This is a genomic window from Arcobacter sp. LA11 (assembly GCF_001895145.1).
Taxonomy (GTDB): Bacteria; Campylobacterota; Campylobacteria; order Campylobacterales; family Arcobacteraceae; genus Halarcobacter.
Window position 1 is genome coordinate 72,238 of sequence record NZ_BDIR01000011.1, and the last position, 20,666, is coordinate 92,903.

General features: G+C 27.7%; 21 protein-coding genes. All 21 read left to right on the forward strand.

Features of this window, described 5'->3' with window-relative positions; genetic code table 11:
• The first annotated feature begins 6 nt into the window (after positions 1 to 6).
• On the forward strand, positions 7 to 2,349 hold the full coding sequence (locus BT997_RS12110; RefSeq protein ID WP_072682174.1) for a flagellar hook-basal body complex protein: 2,343 nt from the start codon (positions 7 to 9) through the stop codon (positions 2,347 to 2,349).
• 48 nt (positions 2,350 to 2,397) lie between these two features.
• Positions 2,398 to 2,727, forward strand: a complete 330-nt coding sequence (locus tag BT997_RS12115; RefSeq protein ID WP_072682176.1) for a hypothetical protein — start codon at positions 2,398 to 2,400, stop codon at positions 2,725 to 2,727.
• Between the two features lie 11 nt (positions 2,728 to 2,738).
• Positions 2,739 to 4,733, forward strand: a complete 1,995-nt coding sequence (locus BT997_RS12120; RefSeq protein ID WP_258239484.1) for a tetratricopeptide repeat protein — start codon at positions 2,739 to 2,741, stop codon at positions 4,731 to 4,733.
• Positions 4,734 to 4,832: 99 nt separating this feature from the next.
• The gene (locus tag BT997_RS12125; protein WP_072682178.1) at positions 4,833 to 5,150 is read left to right on the forward strand and encodes a flagellin; all 318 of its coding nucleotides are present in this window, start codon (positions 4,833 to 4,835) and stop codon (positions 5,148 to 5,150) included.
• 29 nt (positions 5,151 to 5,179) lie between these two features.
• Entirely contained in the window at positions 5,180 to 6,073 is an 894-nt protein-coding gene (locus BT997_RS12130) for a FliM/FliN family flagellar motor switch protein (RefSeq protein ID WP_072682179.1), read from the forward strand.
• Between the two features lie 4 nt (positions 6,074 to 6,077).
• Positions 6,078 to 6,833 (forward strand): motility protein A, encoded by a 756-nt coding sequence (locus tag BT997_RS12135; protein ID WP_072682180.1) that lies wholly within the window; start codon positions 6,078 to 6,080, stop codon positions 6,831 to 6,833.
• A 9-nt stretch (positions 6,834 to 6,842) separates the two neighbouring features.
• Positions 6,843 to 7,619 (forward strand): flagellar motor protein MotB, encoded by a 777-nt coding sequence (locus BT997_RS12140; protein WP_072682181.1) that lies wholly within the window; start codon positions 6,843 to 6,845, stop codon positions 7,617 to 7,619.
• A 2-nt stretch (positions 7,620 to 7,621) separates the two neighbouring features.
• Complete coding sequence (locus BT997_RS12145; RefSeq protein ID WP_072682182.1) at positions 7,622 to 7,924, forward strand: hypothetical protein; 303 nt, start codon at positions 7,622 to 7,624, stop codon at positions 7,922 to 7,924.
• Between the two features lie 12 nt (positions 7,925 to 7,936).
• On the forward strand, positions 7,937 to 8,314 hold the full coding sequence (locus BT997_RS12150) for a hypothetical protein (protein WP_072682183.1): 378 nt from the start codon (positions 7,937 to 7,939) through the stop codon (positions 8,312 to 8,314).
• Positions 8,301 to 8,699, forward strand: coding sequence for a hypothetical protein (locus tag BT997_RS12155; RefSeq protein ID WP_072682185.1), 399 nt, complete (start codon positions 8,301 to 8,303; stop codon positions 8,697 to 8,699). Before BT997_RS12150 ends, BT997_RS12155 begins: the two co-directional genes overlap by 14 nt.
• Positions 8,696 to 9,841 carry a flagellar biosynthesis protein FlhF gene (flhF, locus tag BT997_RS12160; RefSeq protein ID WP_072682186.1) on the forward strand — a complete coding sequence of 382 codons (1,146 nt, stop codon included), beginning with the start codon at positions 8,696 to 8,698 and terminating at the stop codon, positions 9,839 to 9,841. The genes BT997_RS12155 and flhF overlap by 4 nt, the downstream gene beginning before the upstream one ends.
• Before the next feature lie 3 nt (positions 9,842 to 9,844).
• The gene (locus BT997_RS12165) at positions 9,845 to 10,660 is read left to right on the forward strand and encodes an AAA family ATPase (protein WP_072682189.1); all 816 of its coding nucleotides are present in this window, start codon (positions 9,845 to 9,847) and stop codon (positions 10,658 to 10,660) included.
• Between the two features lie 56 nt (positions 10,661 to 10,716).
• Positions 10,717 to 11,040: a hypothetical protein gene (locus BT997_RS12170; protein ID WP_072682191.1), complete on the forward strand. Its 324-nt coding sequence runs from the start codon at positions 10,717 to 10,719 to the stop codon at positions 11,038 to 11,040.
• A 9-nt stretch (positions 11,041 to 11,049) separates the two neighbouring features.
• Entirely contained in the window at positions 11,050 to 11,346 is a 297-nt protein-coding gene (gene fliE, locus BT997_RS12175) for a flagellar hook-basal body complex protein FliE (protein WP_072682194.1), read from the forward strand.
• Between the two features lie 15 nt (positions 11,347 to 11,361).
• Positions 11,362 to 11,817: a flagellar basal body rod protein FlgC gene (gene flgC, locus BT997_RS12180; RefSeq protein ID WP_072682197.1), complete on the forward strand. Its 456-nt coding sequence runs from the start codon at positions 11,362 to 11,364 to the stop codon at positions 11,815 to 11,817.
• Positions 11,818 to 11,820: 3 nt separating this feature from the next.
• On the forward strand, positions 11,821 to 14,109 hold the full coding sequence (locus BT997_RS12185; RefSeq protein ID WP_072682199.1) for a flagellar hook-length control protein FliK: 2,289 nt from the start codon (positions 11,821 to 11,823) through the stop codon (positions 14,107 to 14,109).
• On the forward strand, positions 14,110 to 14,859 hold the full coding sequence (locus BT997_RS12190) for a flagellar biosynthetic protein FliR (protein WP_072682202.1): 750 nt from the start codon (positions 14,110 to 14,112) through the stop codon (positions 14,857 to 14,859).
• Positions 14,860 to 14,873: 14 nt separating this feature from the next.
• The gene (flhB, locus tag BT997_RS12195) at positions 14,874 to 15,929 is read left to right on the forward strand and encodes a flagellar biosynthesis protein FlhB (protein WP_072682204.1); all 1,056 of its coding nucleotides are present in this window, start codon (positions 14,874 to 14,876) and stop codon (positions 15,927 to 15,929) included.
• A 4-nt stretch (positions 15,930 to 15,933) separates the two neighbouring features.
• The gene (locus BT997_RS12200; protein WP_072682207.1) at positions 15,934 to 17,928 is read left to right on the forward strand and encodes a lipopolysaccharide assembly protein LapB; all 1,995 of its coding nucleotides are present in this window, start codon (positions 15,934 to 15,936) and stop codon (positions 17,926 to 17,928) included.
• Positions 17,929 to 19,233 (forward strand): flagellar protein export ATPase FliI, encoded by a 1,305-nt coding sequence (gene fliI, locus BT997_RS12205; protein ID WP_072682209.1) that lies wholly within the window; start codon positions 17,929 to 17,931, stop codon positions 19,231 to 19,233. It abuts the gene before it with no gap.
• A complete protein-coding gene (flgL, locus tag BT997_RS12210) occupies positions 19,230 to 20,576 on the forward strand; it encodes a flagellar hook-associated protein FlgL (RefSeq protein WP_072682212.1) in 1,347 nt (448 codons plus the stop codon). The genes fliI and flgL overlap by 4 nt, the downstream gene beginning before the upstream one ends.
• Positions 20,577 to 20,666 lie beyond the last annotated feature (90 nt).

Sequence of the window (20,666 nt, forward strand, 5' to 3'; positions counted from 1 at the left end):
TAAATCATGATCGGAGCATTATGGACAGGGATATCGGGACTTGCGTCTCATCAAACAGCGTTAGATAACGAATCTCATAATATTTCAAACGTAAATACTGTGGGGTATAAAGCCTCAAGGATTTCATTTGCAGATCAAATGTATCAAGATAGAATCGGAAAAGGTTCTAAGGTACTTGATGCTGAAAAACTGTATGTACAAGGAAATTTAAAACTAACTGGTGTTGATTACGATTTGGCACTAAGTGGAGATGGTTTTTTTACAGTTTTAAATACTAGAACAAGTGGAACATCTGAAAATCTATATACAAGAGCTGGTAACTTTAGGATGGGTGACAATGGTACCCTTCAAGATGCTGCTGGTAATGAAGTCCAAGGATGGGCTATGAGATCTATAGATACAAATAAAGATGTTGTAAGTACAAATCCAAATGTAGATATGTTTACAAATGATTATACAAAACTTTTAACATCTAAAGTAGTAAGCCATTCAAATTATATAGAAACAATTACAGCTAAAGCTACAGATTATTCTCAACTAGCAAAAGCAGATTCTGAATCTGTTTTTAGTGGTGCAGGGGGAAAAAGTAAATCAGCAAAAATTTCTGATGTAGAAGCTTTAGTATCTAGTTATTCATCTTGGCTTCAAAAATTAAAAGATGATCCAGATGGAGGAAGTGCAAGTTCTACAGCTCAAATTTCTCAAATAAATTTTAAATCTTATGATAAGTTAGATAATTCTGCTGCTGATGCAGTAGACTCAGGATTAATTTCAAAAGAAGGTGATCAAATCTTTGTATTTATAGATGGAAATAAAGTTTCTCAAAACTATATTTCTGTTACAGCGTCTTCTGATTTAAATAATGATGGAACTACTGATGATACAGATCATAAAATTGCAAGTAGAATAGAAACTTATAAATCATTAGCAGATAAAATATCTGAAATCCCTGGATTAAGAGCATATATGGCAGCAGAGGGATCAACAGGTACGGATGATGTTTTAGAAACAGATGATAGTTTTACTTTATCTACAAGTAACGCAGATATGATAAAAGGTATTATTCAAATAGAGTCATTAGTTCCAGGTGAAACTTTTACAATAACAGAAGTTGGAGAAATTTCTAATAATAATACAATTGCAGGTGCTTATCAAACAGGAACTGCAGCAGTTCAAGGAACTGGTATTGGAGCATTAGAAAGTGCAAGAGATGCATTATCAGAAGCTATTAGTGGAAAACAACAAGATGTATATACTACTGCAGATTTAGAATTAGCAGGTACTATTCCATATGAATATAGTATGACTATTTATGATAAAGAATTAGAGAAAATTATTCCAGTTCCAAATGATAATGGTGTCCCACCTCAAGCTGTACCAATTACTATTGACCCAACTAATGGTGGAACAGAAGCTACCGTTGATTCTTTTATTGCTGCATTTAATACAGCTGCTGCTGCGTCAAACCCAAATCTACTTGATTATGTTGAAGCTCTTAATATAAATGGTAATCTTGTAATTCAAACAAAAGATGATAACTTTGATGTAGAATTTAGTGGAAATATGCAAAGTTATAATAAAACTATGTTAACTGGTACAACAACAAGTGGTGTATCAGATACTTATGCAGACTCAGTTTCTAGTCCTGATGGAGCAAAAGATTATGTTTACATGTATGAATTAACAGATGGAACTACAGGAAGTGTTACAATAACTAACCCTGCAGATTGGCCAGCAATTGCAACAGCGATAAATGCAGAAGCGGGCTTAACAGCTGATCACGCGACTACAACTGCTAGTACTTTAACTGTAGCAGGTCTTATAGCAAGTGGAACATTATATGAAGTAGATACTGAACTAAGTCCTTTAGATAAAAATAATGACTATAGTGGTAGAGCTGGTGCAGGTGCTGAATTTATTGAATTAGTTAATACAATAGATCAAACAACAACTCAAAGTTCACTTCAATTAAGATTAGATACTTTAGGTATCTCTGACTCAGCTTTTGGTGAGTTTTCAGTGGATAGTGCTGGTGTTATTACTATGAAGCAAGATGGAGCAGAATTTGCTATTGGACAAGTTTCAATTGCATTATTTAATAATAATAGAGGTTTAAATCCATCTGGAGATAATTTACTTGCAAAAACAAATGAATCAGGGGAACCAATTTACAATTTAAATAATGATAAAACTGCAAAAATTGAAGGTCAAACTTTAGAGCTTTCTACTGCCGATTTATCAGAAAGTTTAGTTAATTTAATGGTATTCCAAAGAGCATTTGAAGCAAATGCTAAGTCAATTACAACTTCAGATCAGTTATTAAATACACTGATTAATTTAAAACGATAATATAAAATAAGAGGCATTAGCCTCTTATTTTAAACTCAGAGGATAGAATTGGATAATTTTTTATTAATAACAATCATTGGTATTTTACTTTTATATTTTTTTTCAAGTACAAATGTTTATAAATCTTTATATAGAAAAATCAATGAAGAAAAAAATATTGTTGAAGAAGAGAATAAAAGACTCCATTCAATTATAGAAAGATATGAAAAACAAGTAAAAATTAGTGCAGGTACATTGAAAAATAATCAAGAAAGCTTACAAGTTGCACGTGATGATTTACAGAAGTTGAGATTAGAAAATACAGAATTAAAACATCAAGTAGAAAATTTAGAGTCTCGAACAGAAGAGCTTTATGCTCAAGTTAATACTATGGTATAGGACTTATCCTTTTGAAAAAAGTAGTTTTATTAATCTTTATAACTTTTTTTAGCCTATCTTTATATGCTAATGAAAATACTATAGATTCTCAACCAGAGATTTTATTTAAATATGATAAATTAAAAAAAAATCAAGAGAATTTTAGATTACAAGTAGAGTTTAATAAAGCTATATTACTTTTAGAACAAGGTGAATATAAAAAGTCTATTAAGATTTTAAAAGAAACATCTTCTATATTAAAAATTCCATCTTTTTTAAATATTGGAATTGCCTATTATAAGTTGAATCAAATAGAAAATGCTTTACTTTATTTAAATAATATTTATGAATATAAGGAAGCTGCATTTTCAAATACATATTCTTATATTTCTTCTTGTTATTATCTTTATCAAATTAAAAAAGATAGAAAATATCTAGAAACAATTGTTGATGTTACGAAGAAGTATAAAAAACTTTCAGAACATTCAAAAAGGTTGATTTCAGATACTTATATAATATTAAAAGATTATGAGAAGGCTCTAAAAGTTCTTGATTCTATGGAATTTCCTATGGATTTAAAAAAGGCTATGTTATATTTAAAAATAAATAATTATTTAGAAGCTGAAAAATTTTTAGAAAAAGCAAAAAATAATACTTACAATCAAGAAAAAATAAATCAAATTTTGTGGTTAATGGTTTTTAGAGATTTAAAATCAAATCAATTAGAAAAATTAAAAGAACATTTAATAGAAATAAATAATCGGAAAGATAATTTTAAAACAAATTTAGATTTTCCTTTAGAGATATTTTTTAATAAAAATAAATTTACATCAAAACAATATTTAAAATTCATAACAAAATTTAATGAAGACAGAAAAATAGATTTTATGTTTTATTTTGCACCATTTATCTTTTCAGATAATGAAGAAATCTTATATGATATATCTAAAGGTTTTATTTTTAAAGATAAACAAAATGTAAAAAGCTTAGAAGAAATGGTTTCATATAATTCTAAATTTATTGATATTATCCAAGATGATCCAATTATTAGAGTTTCAAAACTAAAGGCATATATAAAAGAAGACAGCAATTCATATATATATTATAATCTTGCATTATGTTATGCTCAAATAAATGATTTTCACAATGCATATAAATATTTTTCAAAAGCTTATAAGCTAAATCCTGGGAATAAACTATATTCTATAATGACAATAATTAGTGCAAATAAAATTAATAAAAAATTAAGAGATTATGAATATATAGAACAAAATCTTAAATCAAAAAATGGTATGTATAAATATTTTGGTCAAATGTTATATAAAATATTTTTAAATCCTGAACTAACTGTTACTTTTGACCCTTTAAATTATAAAAATACAATTTTTTATAAATCACTTGATTATTTAGTAAAATTAGAAGAAGATGAAATTGATTTATCTCATCCTCTATTTAAAGAGCATTATAAAGATCCTTTAGTATATTTAATGAAATCTACTATAAGAAAAGAGAATGAAAATGATTATAGTTATTTTGCAAGATTACAAGATAATACTCCTTTAAGAATAAATAACAATTTTTTAGAAGGGCCTTTAGTTGTAACTCAATTTTATATAGATTTATTAAAATCAATAGGACTTTTTTATAAAGCAGATTTAACATTAAATGGTAAACAAAGCCCATCATACTTGAGAACTAAAGCTTTAAGAGACTTACACAATAATGAACCAGAAAATACAATTAAGATATTAGAAAAGCTTCAAGAAGAGTATAAACTTGAAGATAAATATACAATGTATTTAATTGTTGCAGCTTTACTTGAAGCAGGTAAATATAATGATGCCTCTATTCAAATATCATTAATAAAAGCTATTTTAAATGATTCTGGAGCAGATTTTTTAACTGGAGTACAACTTATTCAAAGTTTAAAATTAAATAGTGCAATTACGTATTTTAAAGAACCATATATGGATTCTTTAATTGATTTTAGACTTAATAAATTTGACGAACTTCTAGAATCCTTATAAATGAAAATATAATTTTTATTACTTTTAAAATAATAAACATTTAATTTAATTTTTTTTTGCTATAATATCTATAACTCTATACTTTTAAAGGAGGCCCTTATGGAATTAGGAAGAATTGCAGATATTGATAATGCACAAACTAACCATGTTGAGAAGATTCAATCAGTAAAAGAAGTTGATGATAAACAGAAGATAGTTCAAGATGAACAATATAAAAAAGTTCAAGGGAAAGTCCAAGATACAGAGTCTAACGAAGTTATTTTAGATAATGTTAGATTCGGTTACAATAAAAGTTCAAAAGATTTTTTTGTGAAAGTTACTCGAGGAGAAGCTGAATACAAATATCCTACAGAAGATATGATGAGGGTAAAAGCACAAATATTAAGTGATTTAGAAAAATCACTTAAAGAATCTTAAAATTAAAAATATAACAAAAAGGTTAGTTCTTGGCATCTGATTTATCAAGTTTTTTAAAAGATGAATTAGCTAATACATTAGAGCAATTGCTTTCAAAGAGTGTATCAATAGACTCAGTAAGTGAACTTGATGTAGATAGTTTAGGTGATTCTCAATGTATTGATGTATCTGTAAAATTTGATTTTTCTGATATATCATCTAATTGGAACTTTTTTGTTCCTACTGTTACAGCTACTAAGTTTGAATATTTTATGCTTGGTGGAATGGGAGATTTAAAAGAACACATAGATGATGAAATTACTGATGCAGTAAATGAAATAATTTCTAATATTTGTGGTAGTTTATGTACAACTGTAAATGCTCAATCATTCCCTGATGTTTCCTCTATAAAATCAGAACTGCAAGGTTCTAGTATTAAAGATTGTAAAGAATTAGATATAGAAAGAAAGTTCTTTTTTGATTTGACTTTAGATGGAGAAAAACTACCTGTATATATAGGATTTGATGAATTAATTGTTCCTTATCTTTCTCAAATTACAGGTGTTGAAAGTTCTTCTCCTGATGCTATATCTCCTATAGAAACTCCAAGTGCTCCTGTTTTAAATTCTTCTGGTTCTTCGTCAGATTTAGGAATCAGTTCTTTATTATCTGAAGATGCAGCACAAAATTTACAATTATTATTTGATATCAAATTAAGACTTAGTGTAAGACTAGGGACTAAAAACTTTTTATTAAAAGATATCTTAAGATGGGATTTAGGAGAGATAATAGAACTTGAACAAATGGTAAATGAACCTTTAGAAATTTTAGTAAATGGTGTTAAAATTGGAGAAGGTGAAGCTGTTATTGTTGAAGGAAAATTTGGTTTAAAAGTAAAAAATATTGGAAATAGTCTTACTAGACTTAACCAACTAGGATTGTAAAATTATGGATAAGAGTAGTGCAGGTGGATTAGGTGGTGGATGGGCTCTTGTTGCCCTGGCTATTATTCTAGGTGGTGTTGGATTTGGTCCTTATATTGATATTCCTTCTGTAGTAATTGTTGTTGGTGGAACAACTGCTGTTACAGCAGGTCAATTTGAACCAGCAGATCTAAAAAGAGTTGGTGCTTCTATGAAAGTTGCTTTTAATGAAGTAAAAGTAGAACCACTATCGGAATTAGTTGAAAAAATTACATTTTATGCAACAGAGATAAAAAAACATGGCGTAATGCACATAGAGCAAAAAGTTCTTGAAGAGCAAAATCCATTTTTTAAAGAAGCTTTTCAACTTCTTGTTGATGGTACGAAAGCTGAAACACTAGGTCCATTACTTGAAACAAAACTTGAATATATGAATAAACGACATAATACAATGATAGGTTTATTTGGAAACATTGGAGGGACAGCTGGTGCAATGGGTATGATTGGTACTCTTGTAGGCCTTGTTGCAATGCTAGCAAATCTTTCTGATCCAGCAGCAGTTGGTCCTGCTATGGCAGTTGCTTTATTAACAACAATGTATGGTGCTTTAATTGGTACATTATTTGCAGGTATTATTGAAAGTAAATTGGCACAGAAGCATGCAGTTGAAGAAACAGCTTGTGAAGTAATTATAAAAGGTACATCAATGATTGCTGCAGAAGAATCAATTGGAAATATTAAAATGCAGTTAAATTCAATCTTAGTAGATTCAGAAGAGTAGAAATAGTTTATGGCAAAAAAATGTCCTGAATGTCCAAAATGTTTACCAGGGTGGCTAGTACAATTTGGAGATTTAATGTCTCTTTTATTAACTTTCTTTATTCTTTTATTATCTATGGCAGTAATGGATAAAAAGAAAGTAGAAGAATATTTTGATGTGATGAAAAAAGCAATGGGTTTTATAGATGCATCAACTGATGTTCAAACTCAATCAGATGCCCATTCAACAGAAAATAGTAATTCTCAAGATGATGATAGTGATGCAACTTCTACAGAACAAGCAGTAGATGACACAGCAGAAGAAGTTTCTGAATTGATTGAACAAATGAATGAATCAACAACTGTAGAAAGTGAGCAAATACAACTTGAGAAGGGAAAAAATGAATTTACATTAGATATCCCTTCTACAATAATGTTTGAAGATGGAGAATATGAATTGTCTAATCCTAATTCAAAGAGATTTATTGCTAAAATTGCTAGAGTAATAAGAACTATGCCACAAGCTTTTAATATTGAAATAATTGGACATACGTCATCAAGTGGATATACAAGTACAACTATTCCTAGAGATAATTGGGATGTTTCTGCTCTACGATCAATTTCTGTTGTTAAAGAATTAATAAAAAATAGAATTGACCCAAGTACTTTAAAAGTTGCGGCTTATTCTTCTTATCATCCAAAAAGTGAAATGGCTGTGGATAATAGAAGAGTTGAAATGCGTTTTTTTGCTGATAATGATCAATCTGATATTTTAAGTGAAGAAAGTTTTTTTGATAGATTGGAGTAACTATGGAATTAAATACAAATTTTGTTGATATAAATAATATTAAGTCAAGTCCGGTTAAAAACTACGAAAAATTAAATACTTCTAAGCTTGAAAATGAGGCTTTAAGAAAAGTAAGTGATGATTTTGAATCTTTTTTTATGCAACAGTTACTAGATATATCTTTAAAAAGTACGAAGGTAGCAGGAGAAGGAAGTGGTTCAGATATTATAAAAGGTATGTATACAGAAGCTATATCAAGGGAATCAAAAGGTACAATAGGTATAAGCGATATGCTTTATAATTTTTTGAGTGAAAGAAAAAAATAAGAAAGAGCTACCATGATTGAAACTATAATTAATGATATGACAAATTTAGTTAATAAAATGCAAGATTATATTAAACAAGATATTGAAGATATAAAAAATGCAAAACATGAAGAACTTTTAAATAGAAATGATGAAAAACAAGATATGATTGAAAAAATTGCTGCACATAAACAACAATTAAATCAAGAAATAGTTAATCAAATGCAAAATGGTGTTGATGTAAATATATATAGAAATAGTGTTGATAACTTAGAAAATGAATTAAGAAATTTATATGAATTAAATAGAAAACTTGCTTTAATCGTACAACCTATTCAACAAATGTATAAAGATATAGTTGATGATATTACAGAAAAAAATGGAGGAAATCTTTTCAATGTTAAGGCTTAAATGTCTTTTTTTTGTAATTGCTCTTTCAATTAATTTGTATTCAATTGAAGTCCTTGTTACTAATTCAAAGATTAACTATAAAGAAATAATTTCTGTAAAAAAACTTTCTTCAGGAAAAGTATTAAGTGTAAAAAAGTTTTGTATCCCTGCAACTATAAGTGATTTTGAAAATAATAAATATTATGCAACACGCTATTTACGAAAAGGTTCAATAATTTGTTTAAAAGATATTGAAAAGTATAGTAAAAATTCAATCTTATTTAATTTTGGTTCAATTCAAATTGAAAGAGATGGAGAATTAATTTTTGAAAATGATGAATATATTAAAATAAAAAAAAGAGATGGTAAAATTGAAAAAATTTATAAAGATGGAAGATTAAGATGAATATGCTCTCTTTTTTAGGTGAAACACCAACAATTGCCTTAAGAAATGCACAAGAAGAGTGTGGTGAAGAAGCAATTGTAATTTCAACAAAAAAGATATCAAGTGTAAGTGATGGAAATAAAGATATGTATGAGGTTGTTGTTGCTTTAGAAGATGAGCAAGAAGAGATAAAACATACTAAAAGAATAGTTTCTCAACCTACAATTAATGAACCAAGAGTTGAAGCAAAGTTTTATGATTTTAGAGAAGAAATTCTTAAAATGCAAGATGCAATTCTTCAGGTACAAAAGACACTTTGGGATCCAAAAAGTCAGCTATATGACTTAACTATACCTCCTGAATTTATTGATATATATACACTTTTTGAGCAAAATGGTTTTGATCAAGAAATGACGTATACAATTATGAAAAAAACTATTAAGCAACTTCCTGTAGCATTAAAGTCGAATCCAAAAAAAGTGAATGATTTTTTTAAATTAGTATTAAGACGAATAATTCCAATTAAACATGAAGTCCCACTAAGAAAACATCAAAGAAAAATTATTATGATGGTAGGTCCAACAGGAGTTGGAAAAACTACGACAATTGCAAAATTAGCAGCAAGATATGCGTATAAACTAGGACAAAACTATAAGGTTGGAATTGTTACATTAGATTCATTTAGAGTTGGGGCTATTGAGCAATTACAAGCTTATACAAATATTATGAGATTGCCCTTAGAAGTTGTAAAAAAACCAGAAGATTTAGTTGAAGCTCTTTTGAGATTAAAGGATTGTAATTATATTTTTATCGATACAGCAGGTTCAAGTCAATACGATGTAGATAAAATTGAACTGATAAATGAGTATCAAGAAAGAGTTGATGATTTACCAATAGAAAAAGTTCTAGTTTTACCTGCAAATGTTAAACACAGTGATTTAATTGATATCTATACAAATTATTCAAGATTGAATATTGATTATTTGACTTTTACAAAGCTTGATGAAACTAAAAGTTTTGGTAATCTAATTTCATTTGCCCATAAAACAAAAAAATCTATAACTTACTTTTCAATAGGACAAAATGTACCTGATGATTTAATTGTTTCAGATTCAAGTTTTTTAATTGACTGTTTTATGAATAATGCTTGTGCAAGGAGATAATTATTGTTTAACACAATTTCCTCTCAGGCAAGTAAATTAATAAATTTAACAAAAAAAACTCAAAATCTATCAAAAACAAAAATCATAACTATAACCTCGGGGAAAGGCGGTGTTGGTAAATCTACATTTACTGCAAATATATCCTATTTATTGTCTAGAAGAGGTTTTAAAATTGCTATAATTGATGCAGATATTGGACTTGCAAATATGCAAGTATTATTTGATATGAAACCTAAACAAACACTTTTTGATTATGTTGAAGGAAGAAGTACAATAAATGAAGTTATTACTGAAACTAAATTTGATAATATATCTTTAATTGCTGGAAAAAGTGGATATCAATATGCAAATATAAAGAATTCTCTAGTTTTAACACGAATTGTTGAAGATATTAAGGCTTTAAATAAATATGATTTAGTTTTAATTGATACTGGTGCAGGTTTAAATAATTATGTCCAAGAATTCTTATCCGTATCAAATAATGTTCTTGCTTTAACTACTACGGACCCTTCAGCTTTAACAGATGTTTATGCTTTAATGAAAATGCTTTCACATGATAAAGAAAAATTACTTTTATGTTTTAATCATACAAAAAACTATCAAATTGGAGAGACAATTGCTAATTCTTTAGTAAATTTGGCTAAAAAGAATAGGTTAAATTCAAATTTTATGGTAAAATATATAGGTAATGTTTCAACATCAGCGAATATTTCTACTACTTCAAGGCTAAGAAAAATATTTGCACATGAATTTGCAAATGACGATATTACAAAACAATTGCAAAAAACGATTGATTCCTTACTTAATAATATAAAATAAGGTTTGTTTGTGTATACAAATGCATTTAATATTTTTTTATCTAACATAGGGATATTATGGTAGTAGAAAAATTTTCACAAAATGTGATAAATAGTGGTATTTTTAGATTGTATATTGCCACTGGCTTTTTCGCTACATTGATATTTTTTGTTGTGAATGCTGATTTATATACACCAATGGAAATGATTTTTGGAATTATAGGAGTTACTGTAATTTTAAAAGGAGTCTCAAATATGATGTTATCACTTATTATTTTACTTTTCAATTTAGATAACAAAAGAGATGAATTAAACTTTAAATACAATGAAGAAAAAATTGATGCTATGCTTGCAGAGTTAGGTGTGCAAGATGCTCAAAATGTAAATAGTCAACCAAATTAAGGAACTTAAATGAATATTTCATCAATTACTGATTCTCTTGGCTCTATTGCTAAAAACAATGTTAATCCAGTAAATAAAGCAGATGATAAAACTTTTGATAATATGTTAAAAGATGCAATATCAGAAGTTAATGATTCTCAAGTACAAGGGTATAAAGCTATGGAAGGTATTGCAACTGGCAATGTTAAAAACTTACAAGAAGCAGTACAGAAAATAGAAGAGGCAGAACTTTCTTTGAAACTTGCATTAGAAGTGAAAAATAAAGCTCTTAATGCATATAAAGAAGTTATGCGAATGCAAGCATAGGTTTAGGAGAGAATCATGGGCTTTTTTGATGGTTATAATATAGCAACTTCTGGAATGAGCGCTCAAAGAACGCGAATAAATGTAGTAAGTGCAAATATTGCAAATGCAAAAACGACACATACCCAAGACGGTACTCCATATAAAAAACAGAATGTTGTTTTTGAAGAAATACTTTTACAAGAATCAAAAAAAACTTCTACTAATGAAACAGAACTAAATAAAAACTCTGATATTTCTTTAAGGGGAGTGGGAGTAAAATCTATAGTAGAAGATGATGCAAAACCAGTTATGAGATTTGAGCCATCACATCCCGATGCAAATGAAGATGGTTATGTTGCGTACCCAGATATTAATCCAGTAGTTGAAATGGTGGATTTGATTGAAGCTATGCGTTCTTATGAAGCTAATGTTGCTACTTTCAATACTCATAAAAATATTGATACGAAGACATTAGATATTTTAAAAGCATAAATTATGACTAAAGAAGTAGATTTTTTATCACTTGGCAAAGCTGCTGAAGTAAAAATTGACTCTAAAACAAATACAAAACTTGAAAAAAAAGAAGGACTTTCTTTATTTGATAGTTTAATGGTCAATAATCAAAAAAAAGAAACTTCAAAAGAAAAAGTAGAAACAAAAGCTAAAACAGATAAAAATCCTGAAAAAGAACTAACTGGAATATCAAAAGAGAGTAATGAGAAAAAACTTTCTGATGTTGATACAAAAGTTGAAAAAAAAGAATCAATTAATTTAGAAGCTAATTCAAAAAAAAGTGATAAATCTGAAATAAAAGAAGAAAAAAAGGATATAACTTCGAATGATAAAAAAACTTCACTCGAAAATGAAACTAAATCTGATAAAACTTCATCTAGTACCTCACTATTAGATCGTATGATTATTGAAGCTAAAAAAAATATAAAAACATTAGATAATGAAAAAGGTAATTTACATTCTAAAAAAGAAGCTGAAGTTAAAGAAGCTAATGTTGTAGATAATAAAAAAGAATCAAATGAAAAATCTACGAAGAATGAATCTTTATTAGATAAAATGATTAATCAGTCAAAAGAAATTATCTCTGAGAATAGCTCAAAGAATGATTTAAAAGATAATGATAGTAAAAATAAGAAAAATACTGAAAAAGAAACTGTTTCAAATCCTCAAATATCAAAAATAGAAAAAAATATTAAAGAAGAATCTTCTGTTAAAATCTTAGGAAAAGAAGATAAAAATGAAATTTCAAAAGAAGAAATATCTATAAAAATTGATTCTACAGTTGAATCAAAAGATGATAGTAAAAAAATCAAAAAAGATATGCCTGATTCAAAAAATATAGAATCTAAAACTGAGAATAAAATTGAAAAAACTATTTTGGAAACTAAAACAGATGTACAAGATATTAAGATTGAAAAAAATGTAAATACTGATGAAAAAATATTAAAAAAAGAAGATAATACAAAAACAGAAATAAAAAATAACGAAAGTGGTTTAGATAAAGATACTATAAAATCTTCTATAGAGACAACAGCTGTAGAAAAAAAAGAGATAGTAAATATTGATACAAAAGATGTAAAAGATACAAAAAAAGTTGAAATTAAAGAACCTGTAGATGTGAAGGATACAAAAAAAGTTGATATAACTTCAAAAGAAGATATAAAAATAGAAAAACCAATAATTAATGCTAATCAAGAAAAAATTGCAACTAAAAATTCTATTGATACTCCAACAAAAAATTTATCGAATTTAGATTCTGAAGCTATTGTTAAAGATGAACAAAGGGTAAATATAGATAAAAAAGATTTATTAAAAGAAAACCTTAAAGAAAACAATAGCTCAAATAATAAAGTATTAATGGATAAATTGGTTGATAATGCAAAAAATAGTATGCTTTCTTCTAAAGAGACTGTTTCTAATCAACCTTTACAAGAACAAACAAGTAATTTAAAAAGCAATGATGTAGTAACAAATATTTTTTTAAGTAATCAAAAAAATTCTATTTATAATCAAATGCTTTCTTCTAAGAAAGAAGGTACTCAAATTGTTAAAGAAGGTAAGAGTCTTGATGATGTAAAAAAAGGTGCAGAAATTCTGGATCTTGGACTTAAGAAAACTTCTGTTGAGATTGAGTCTGTAAATAAAAATATAAAAATAGATGATAAGTTTGATAATGATGCATTATTAGATAAATTAGCTTTTAGAAAGATGACTAATAGAATAGATAGTACAAATGTAAGTGCTAATATTGTTTCTTCAACTACATCTCAATCTGCTGAAACAATGGAACATGTATCAAATTTAAATGTTAATCCATCTTTAGCATTATCTATACAAAATAGAATTATAGGTGCTCAGCAACATATGTCTTCTATGATGTCCGATGTTGCAAGAAATATGTATCAAAACTATAAGCCTCCTGTAACAGCATTTAGAATCAATTTATTTCCTTCACAGCTAGGACATATTGCAATTTTAATGAAAAATGATAAAGATAATGGAATTAGTATTAGTATGAATATGTCAAACTCTAATACTTTAGATAGTTTTGTAGAAAATCAAAATGTTTTAAGAGAAGCATTAAATAGAAACTTTAATAACAATCAAACTACTTTTGAATTGGATTTTAATTTACAAGATCAAAGTTCTAATTCAAATCAATCAAATCATAATAGTGAAAATAAAGAGAATAAAGAAAATCATTCTTCAAATGAAATTCTTGAATCAATTACACAAAATCAAGATATTGGTGAAGATTTAAATTATCTGTAGATGCAAGAGCTAATATCATTACTTAATCCAGAAGTACTTTTCCAATTTTTGTTACTCTTTGCTAGATTGTTAGCTTTTGTAGCTTTTATGCCTGTTTTTGGACACTCTTCAATAAGTGCAACAATTAGAGTCGCTTTTGCTTTTTATATTACAATTTTTCTTTTTCCTTTAGTTGAATTACAAGGAACTTTTACCGAAGAAACTTTTATTCTTGCTTTGATTTCTGAAATAACTTTAGGTTTAGTTGCTGCTTTTTTTATTAATGTAATTTTTGCTGCAGTTAGAATCATTGGTGAGTTTGTTGGGTTTTCTACTGCTTTATCAATGGCAAGTATGTTCGATCCAGCTACTGGTTCAAATGAAGGACTTGTAAGTAGACTTTTATATTGGATTGCTTTAGTTCTTTTTTTTGAAACAGGTATGTATGAAATGACTTTGATAATTCTTGTTAAGAGTTTTACTTTAATACATCTAGGAACTTTTGATATCTTTTCATATGATGGTATTCAAATAGTAATTGATGAGATAAAAAGAATGTTTGCTTTTGCCTTTGCTTTTGCCTTACCACTTTTTTTTATTGGATTTATTATGGATGTATATTATGGTTATGGAACAAGATCTATGCCTGCATTTTCTCCTTTTGTTATTACTTTTCAGCTAAAATTTGCTTTAATATTCTTATTCCTTATTTTAGGTATGGAAGTGTTTACGGATAGTTTTACAAATTATATGATTTCAAAATTTCAATAAAGGTAAGAATATAGATGGCTGGTGATGAAGATGAGAAAACCGAAGAACCTACCGATAAAAAAATAGAAGATGCTAAAAAGGAAGGTAATGTTCCTAAATCTATGGAAGTTACAGGTGCTGCTACTTTATTTTTTGGGTCATTATACTTATTATTTTTTTCAGGACATGCTCTTGATCAAATAAAAAAACTAATGCTTTATTCTTTTAACTTTATGGGCGAAGAAATGACTTCGCATGTTTTTTATAGTATTGGCTATACAATGGTAATTACTGTAGTAACTGCATTAATGCCACTTTTTATATTAGTTTTACTGTTAGCTTTTATTACTAATTGGTCTCAATTTGGTTTTGTTATAACTCCATTAAAAATAGATTTACAAAAGCTTGATCCCATTAAAGGTGCAAAGGGTATATTTGGCCCTAAGAAAGCCTTAGAGTCTTTAAAACTTACTTTGAAGCTCACTATTATTGTAGTTGTAATGTTTTTACTTTTTATATTTACATACAAAGCTTTTTTATCTATGATGGATACTCAATTACAAGCTACAATTTACTCGATAATCGAGCTTACTGGTTATTTTTTAGCAGCCATATTACTTATTATAATTATTTTTGCTATAATAGATTTTTATTTTACAAGGCATTATTATTTTAAATCTCTTAAAATGAGTAAACAAGAGGTTAAAGATGAATATAAGAATATGGATGGTGACCCTCAAGTAAAAGGTCGAATTCGTAAAATTCAAATGCAAATGGCAATGAAAAGAATGATGTCTGATGTTCCTGATGCAGATGTTGTGATTACAAATCCTACTCATTATGCAATTGCGATGAAATATGATAATCAAGTTGATTCTGCACCAAAAATTGTTGCAAAAGGAATTGATTTTATTGCCTTAAAAATAAAAGATATAGCAAGAGAAAATGATATACCAATTATAGAGAATCCTGCATTAGCAAGGTCTATATACTCTCAAATTGAGATAGACCAGGAAATACCTAATGAGTTTTATAAAGCTTTAGCAGAGATATTTTCTTATGTATATGAATTAAAGAAAAAAAAGAGGTAACTTTTTGAAATTAATAATAATAATATTGCTTTTTGTTTCTTCATTATATGCAAAGAAAGACTTTTATTATGGATTTATTGATTCAACAGGTAATCAAATATCTCAAAAAAGAACTCAAGCTATTGCAGATGGTTTTGAGATTATTAAAAATATCCGTGTCTTAGCCCGTGAAGGGAAAATTGATGAAGCTTATACTCAAATCAAAACATTTAAAGAACAAAATAAAATAAAAATATTAAATTCTGATATTATAATTTTATATTCAGAGTTAGCTTTAAAAAAAGGTTCCAAAAGATTTATTTTAGAGGCTTCTAAAGAATTAGAAAAGGCTATAAATGATTCAAGGATTCATGAAAATGATTTAGCTAGAGCTTATATGGTTTTAGTAGAATTAAAGTTAAATATAAATAAAGCAAAAGATGCAAAATATTTTGCAAATATTATAATTAATAACTTTGATAATAAGGTAATAAAAGCTTATGGACGAATATATCTTGCAAAGGTTTATAGGCATCAAAGAGATTATAGAAGAGCTACAAAAATTTTATATGAAATTCTTACTAAAACAACTGATGTTTTAGTTGCAACAATTGTAGCCGATGAGCTTTTTGATGTATATATCTTAGATAAAAAAAGAGATGAAGCATATGAATTAATATCAAAAGTATTAAAGAAAAATATGGACTATTATGCAAGTGATTCTTTTTTAGCTCTAAAAAAAGTTAATCGTCTTACAAAAGCAGGTATGCCTGAATTTGCTATAGAAATATTAGAAGAGTTATTACAAAGAACAGATAAACCTTCTTCAATAGAAGACTTTAAATTTAAACTAGCAAATACTTATATGGATATGTATGATAGAACAGATACTTATTTATTAAAAGCTAAAGAACTTTATAAAGATATTATAAATGATTTCCCTGAAGGGATATACTTTTATAAAGCAAAAATGTATTTAGATGAAATTTTAATGCGTGAAAGAAAAGTAAAACCTTCAGTTCTTGCTACAAAATATAAAAATTCAGAATCAATGCAACAGAAAGTTCTTTTACAAGAATTATTAAATGATAAAGCAGAAAAGAAATATGAGATTATTCTAAAATCTAAAAAAGTTTATAGGAAGATTTCTAATTCAATTGCAAAAAGATTTGGTTACGAGTCTGTTAATCTAATTTTTGATGAAGTTAATATTGATATGATAAAAAATTATCTAAAAATAGGAAAATGTTTTTTATTAAATAAAGCTTTGAAAACTTCAAGGAATGAAACTTTAGAGCTTTTAATTAAAGATGAAGAAATAAAGTTTAAATTTTTTGAATGTTTAATTGAAGTTCCTTATGAAAAGGCATATTTACTTTTAAAAGATACTTTTAATAAAAGTAGAGATGCAAATATATATTTATATTTAGAAAGAATGGCGTTAGCTTTACAAAAATTCAATGAAGCAGAAGGTTTCTCTGCAAAAGTTGATATGGTGGATAACAAAGAAGTTTTAAGTAAAGAATTTTTATATAGATTTTTATTGTTAAGTCAAAAAGAAGATTCAGTTGCATTGGATAAATACTTTAATTATGCATATAAAAATCAGAATTTTATTGCTAATAATAGTAGTAACCCTGTTATAATTGATTTTTATTACAACTATTATTTATATTTAATAAAAAAAGATCTATTAAAAGATGCAAAAGACATTTTAAGTAAGCTTTACGAAAAACAAAATGAATTAAATGCTCATGTTTATTCTCCTTTTGTGGAGTTAGAACTTGCAAAAATATCTCAGACAAATAATGAAAATCAAAAAGCATTAGATTTATTACTTAATTCTATAGAGTATTCAAGGAAAATAAGACCAAATGATTTAGCACAAACTTATTATGAAATAATTAAACTATATGAAGAGTTTGATAATAATCTTAAAAAAGATGAATTTATAAATAAATGTAAAGCAATTGAAAATACAAAAGATAGTTTATATAAAAAAATGTGTGATGAGATGTAAATGGATATTGATTCTCTTTTAGAAGGCATTGATTCCACAAATTTATCTATTCCTTTTGGTAGGATTAGACATATATCAACAACTACAATTAAAGCTACAGGAATAGAAGTAGCAGTTGGTGATATAGTTAAAATAGAATCCCAACAACATTTATACACAGTTTTAGGAATGGTAGCATCTATTGAATCAACAGATTTTACAATAGTTCCTTTTTCATTTATTGAAGGTTTTCGTATTCATGATAAAGTTTATTTGCAAAAAGAAGGATTATCTGTAAAAACAGGATATGGCTTGCTTGGTCGAGTGATTAATGCTTTAGGTGAGCCAATTGATGATAAAGGAAAGGTAAGGAATTTAGAAGAGAGTTCTTCTATAAATAAACTTTCTATGCCTGCTCTTGAACGTGGTATTATTGATGAAAGATTTGCAACTGGAGTAAAACCTATTGATTCTATGTTAACATCAGGCAAAGGCCAAAAAGTAGGTATCTTTGCAGGTTCAGGTGTTGGTAAATCTACCTTAATGGGAATGATTGTTAAAGGCTGCGAAGCTCAAATAAAAGTTGTAGCTTTAATTGGGGAGAGAGGTAGAGAAATACCTGAGTTTATTCATTATAATTTAAATAATGATTTAGAGAATACAATAATTGTTGCAGCAACTTCAGATGAATCTGCTTTAATGCGTAAATATGGTGCTTTTACAGCTATGGCAATTGCAGAGTTTTTTAGAGATAAAGGACATGATGTTCTTTTGATGATGGATTCTGTAACTAGATTTGCAATGGCTCAAAGAGAGATTGGTTTAAGTACTGGAGAACCACCAGTTAGCCGTGGATATCCACCCTCTGTATTTGCTCTTTTACCTCAATTAATGGAGCGTGCAGGGAATAATGCTAAAGGTTCTATAACAGCATTTTTTACAGTTCTTGTAGATGGTGATGACATGAATGATCCAATATCTGATCAAAGTAGATCTATTTTAGATGGACATATAGTATTAACAAGAGATTTGACCGAACAAGGTTTTTATCCTCCTATTAATATATTAAAATCTGCTTCTAGGGTTATGGATAAGGTTGTTAATGATGAACATTATAATTATTTTTTAAAGCTAAAAAGGGTATTATCATTAATAAAAGAGAATGAAGTTCTTGTAAGAGTTGGTGCTTATAAGCCTGGAATGGATCAAGAGCTTGATGATGCATTAGCTAGAAAAGATAAAATTAGAGAGTTCTTGACACAAACCATGAAAGAACAGTATAATTATAATGAAATACTAGCAAAGTTTAAGGAGGTATTCCAATGATTAGGTCAACTGAACAAACTTTATATAGATTAGATAACTTAAATGCTGAACAGCAAAGAATTAGTTATCAAATGAGTACTGGTAAAAAACTAGAACAAGGTAGTGATGATTCGAATTTGTATACTCGAGAAATTTATATAGATGATAAAATTAGAGTATATGAAGGCTTAAAAACACAAATTGAAAAAACAACTGCTCAGAATAATGTAGCTGATTCTACTTTAGGTGAAGTAAAAAATTTACTGACATATGTAAAAGCTGAAGTTATAAAAGCATTAAATGATACAACTGACCCTGAAGCAAGGGCTGCAATTGCCATAAATCTGGCAGGAATTAAAGAAAACTTATACGATTTTGCAAATGAGCAAGTTGAAGGTGAGTATTTATATGCAGGTTCAGATACTCAAGTTAGACCATTTAGTAAAGATGCAGATGGAAGAGTAATTTATAATGGTGATGCTTTTTTAAGAAAAGTAGCAGTTGAAGATGGTTCTTATAGAGAAAGAGGAATTACAGGATTTGAAACTTTTATGTATACTTCTAGTAGTGCATTAAAAAACTCTACATTGGAATTTGATGCAAGTGAAAGAATTATTGACCAAGATGGTTATGAATGGAAAATTGAAGCTGCTACAACTTCTACTGCTGGAGCAACATTAAATTTTGCTTCTACAGAATCTTTGATTGATCAAAATGGAAAAGTCTGGACTTTAAATGATGCTAATACAGAACTCGAAGATGGAAAAGGGAATAGTTTATCTGTAGTAGCTGGTGCTACAGCAGGTACATATGATGTTGTTGTTCCAGCAGATGAGCCTGCACCAGCAGAAACATCAAGTTTGGGTGTGATTAATCAACTTGTAAAATATGATGAAGATGGGAATGCAACTTCTGAGATAAGACCTGTTACAAGTGGTGTGGATAAAGCTTTTCAAATTACAACGCCAAATGTAGATGGAACAAAATTTGAAGCTAAAGCAAATACTTTTGATGTAATGGACAAAATTATTAATGCATTAAATGAAAAAGATTCACTTGGAAATACTGTATCTACGGATGTCGCTAGAGCATCATTACAAGAAGGTCTTGGTGAGATTACAGAAGCTTTTGAAGCAGCAAATGTTGGGCATGCAAAATTAGGTGGAAGAAATAGAGTATTTGAAGTATCTTTGGATAGAGTTAGTACTAAACTAACACAGTTTAATATTCTGTCACAAGAAATAGGTGCTGTAGATTTATCAAAAGTAGCTGTTGAAGCAAAAGCCTTAGAATTGACATATACAGCTCTTTATTCAACAATCAATAAGATGAATGAATTATCTTTAATTAACTTTATTAGATAAATTTTAAAGCGTTAAATGAATTTAAAAAGGATATTTTCAAAAGATTTATTTGTAGTTGCACTTTTTGTAGCAATTTTAACAATTATTATT